5 protein-coding genes are annotated in these 2886 nt (G+C 45.0%); all 5 read right to left on the minus strand.

The window, feature by feature from the left end:
• Window positions 1–308 precede the first annotated feature (308 nt).
• Window positions 309–818 (minus strand): DivIVA domain-containing protein, encoded by a 510-nt coding sequence (locus AC5V8P_RS24850; RefSeq protein WP_013311075.1) that lies wholly within the window; start codon window positions 816–818, stop codon window positions 309–311.
• A 172-nt stretch (window positions 819–990) separates the two neighbouring features.
• The gene (locus tag AC5V8P_RS24855) at window positions 991–1773 is read right to left on the minus strand and encodes a YlmH family RNA-binding protein (RefSeq protein WP_064796065.1); all 783 of its coding nucleotides are present in this window, start codon (window positions 1771–1773) and stop codon (window positions 991–993) included.
• Window positions 1774–1781: 8 nt separating this feature from the next.
• Window positions 1782–2039, minus strand: coding sequence for a YggT family protein (locus tag AC5V8P_RS24860; protein ID WP_063210150.1), 258 nt, complete (start codon window positions 2037–2039; stop codon window positions 1782–1784).
• Window positions 2040–2046: 7 nt separating this feature from the next.
• Complete coding sequence (locus tag AC5V8P_RS24865) at window positions 2047–2499, minus strand: cell division protein SepF (RefSeq protein WP_063210149.1); 453 nt, start codon at window positions 2497–2499, stop codon at window positions 2047–2049.
• On the minus strand, window positions 2490–2886 hold a 397-nt coding region (locus AC5V8P_RS24870; RefSeq protein WP_495473988.1), incomplete at its 5' end, for an alanine racemase. The genes AC5V8P_RS24870 and AC5V8P_RS24865, both read right to left, overlap by 10 nt.

The following is a 2886-nucleotide window of genomic DNA, read 5'->3' on the forward strand; positions in this document are numbered from 1 at the left end:
ACACACGCCATAAAATCAAGCGCTTCAGCCCACTTCTCCGGGAGGATTTTCAGTCATGTTCTGAACGTTGGCTTGCACCGGAAGGCCAACTCTCTGAGGGACAAATCATGACGTACTCGTTCCCATCAACGAATTAAACATGTTAAATTCATCGAAATATTAAACCAGCAACTTCGTTGCCTTGAATAACAACCATCAGCCGATAGACGGATGATCGTTGAATCCAGTATAGTATTTACAGTTATAGCCTGTTTAAAGATAAAAGTCAACCCTAACAAGACCAAATAAAAGCTTGTCAGAAATCAAAATTAGTAAATTTCTTTCATTTCACGCTCGCGTTCCAGCACTTCGCGTTCCCGGTTTTCAAGTGCTTCCCAGCCGTCTTGGCTTAACAAGTCGAGCTGTGCTTCCACCAATGTACGGAACCGTGCTCGGTAAATTGAAGCCTGCTTCTTCAGCTCTTCTACCTCCAACGCGATTTTGCGGGATTTGGACAATGCTTCGTTCACAATACGATCCGCATTTTTTTCCGCTTCCTTCACGATCAGTTGAGATTCTTTCTTGGCGTTGTTGCGAACTTCATCAGCTGCTTCCTGCGCGACAATAATTGTCTTGCTCAGCGTATCCTCAATCGTCGCGAAATGATCGAGCTTCTCCTGTACGTTCAACAACTGGGTGCTCAATTCTTTATTTTCTCGAATAACGCCCTCGTAATCCTTGATCACCTGATCCAAAAATTCATTAACTTGATCCTCATCATAACCGCGAAGCCGGCGGGCAAATTCCTTGTTATGTATATCCAATGGCGTTAATGGCATGCCGTCCACCTCCTATAAGATTGACAAAAAATTCATTTTCCGCGTCACGACGCTCATTATCATCTATCGGTCATCATAACCCGTTTTGTGAATACTGTACAGAGCAAAATCGTTCCAGTTCTGTGCTATAGGTTAACTCTTTCGACAGAATGCTCATAAATCCTGCCTACAGCTATACAAACTTACCAATTTTGACACGGAATCTACCCTTTTTTGTCATTCCGTCTGTTTCGAGCACCTTGAAACGTCCAAATCCTTGCATGGAAATAACGTCCCCCACTTTAAGTGAAGTAGATGGATTCTCCTCCACCTTCCAGTTTATCCGACATCGTCCTGCTCGAATCGGTGCTAATATTTTACTACGGCTCAATTTGTATACATCGCTAGCAATCCCGTCCAAGCGCAATGAAGCCACTGTCAGATCCATCGCCTCTAATGCAACTTCCTTCGTTCGGAGACTTGCTACTGGCAACAGTTCCGTCCATACATGAACACGATGCACCTGCTGCAAATGCATGGTCAAAAAATCTCCGATCTCGGATGCTACCAATACATGACAGCCATCATCCAGGACGTGAATGTCCCCTATTTTTCCACGCTTGATTCCAAGCCCCAATATGGCACCTAGATAATCACCATGCTCAAGGGTATTGAGTTTATGATCATCAGAAGTAATGGAAAGGACCTTAATTCCCATTTCTTCATCGTTCAAATACGAATAATCGGGCGCAATCAGCGCCCGCTTTCGTTCTGAAGCTGTGTATCCGCCATCTACCCTGATCGTGACCTTGTCTTCCTTCGAAGCAAGCGTCTCCAATATGTACTGTTGTCGCGGATCCAAAAAATCAGTCAGCTTCTGCTCATGATAAGCTCCCGCATGACTGATCCATTCGGAAGCGCGATCCACATAATCCCGTTCATCCGGGTGAAAATGCTCATAAATCTCAGTTCGCATAAACCCTCCTAGACGAAATTGCCAATTAAAGAAATCAAACCATACGATGCAAAACGCAGCGCAATCAGCGCTATAATAGGTGAAATATCAATCATCCCGAAGATGGGCGGTATAAACCTGCGGAAAGGAGACAAATACGGTTCCACAAATTTAGCAAGTAAATCACCGATCACACTCTCTCTGGCATTAGGAAGCCATGACAGCAGAACATATGCAATGATCATGTACGAATAAATCTGAAATAGCCAGTAAATTACCTCGATCAAGAAAAGCTCACCTCATTCTGTTAAGTTCTTGTTCAGTGTCAGCCAGTATTTCTGTAATGGAGCCTTGAATTTCAACCGTATCCGGTGTGCACAGAAAAATATTGTTACCGACCTTCGAAATGCCGCCGCTCAGTGCATACACAGTACCGCTCAAAAAATCAATGATACGTAGGGCCTGATCCTTGCGAATTCGTTGCAGGTTAACCACGACGGTGCGATGTGAACGGATATGATCGGCGATTTCCTGTGCTTCATCGTAAGAACGCGGCTCATACAGAACAACTTTCACATTTTTCTGTGAGTGGATGCTGACAACATTCGTGCCCCTCTGGTTCTTACGTTTATCAAAGCTTGGGGTTTCAATTTCTTGATCTTCCGGCGTATTCATAATCTCTCGCTCTATAACTTCCTCTTCTTCCTGAAGCCCCAGAAAGTTCATGAACTTATTCATTACGCCCACTGAAAATCCTCCTCTCGTCCGACCAGTACGGAACCAAGCCGCAACCAGGTCGCTCCTTCTTCAATCGCCACTTCAAAATCATTAGACATCCCCATAGACAAGTGAACAATGGGTTCTCTAGTCAAGGCTTGTCCATTTAACTGATCACGCAATTCGCGCAACCCTCGAAACACAGGTCGAGTATGTTCTGGGTTCTCCTCATGAGGAGCCATCGTCATCAAGCCGATGACGTCCACATGTTTCAACTCGCGAATTTGTTCCAAGAAGGGGGCAACCGCCTCGGGAGATAAGCCATATTTTGAGACTTCTCCGGAAATATTGACCTGCACAAAAGCCTGAACTCGCAGTCCCAGTGCTGCTGCCTTCTTGTCCAATTCCTGAGCGAGC

The organism is Paenibacillus sp. N119s (assembly GCF_059447605.1).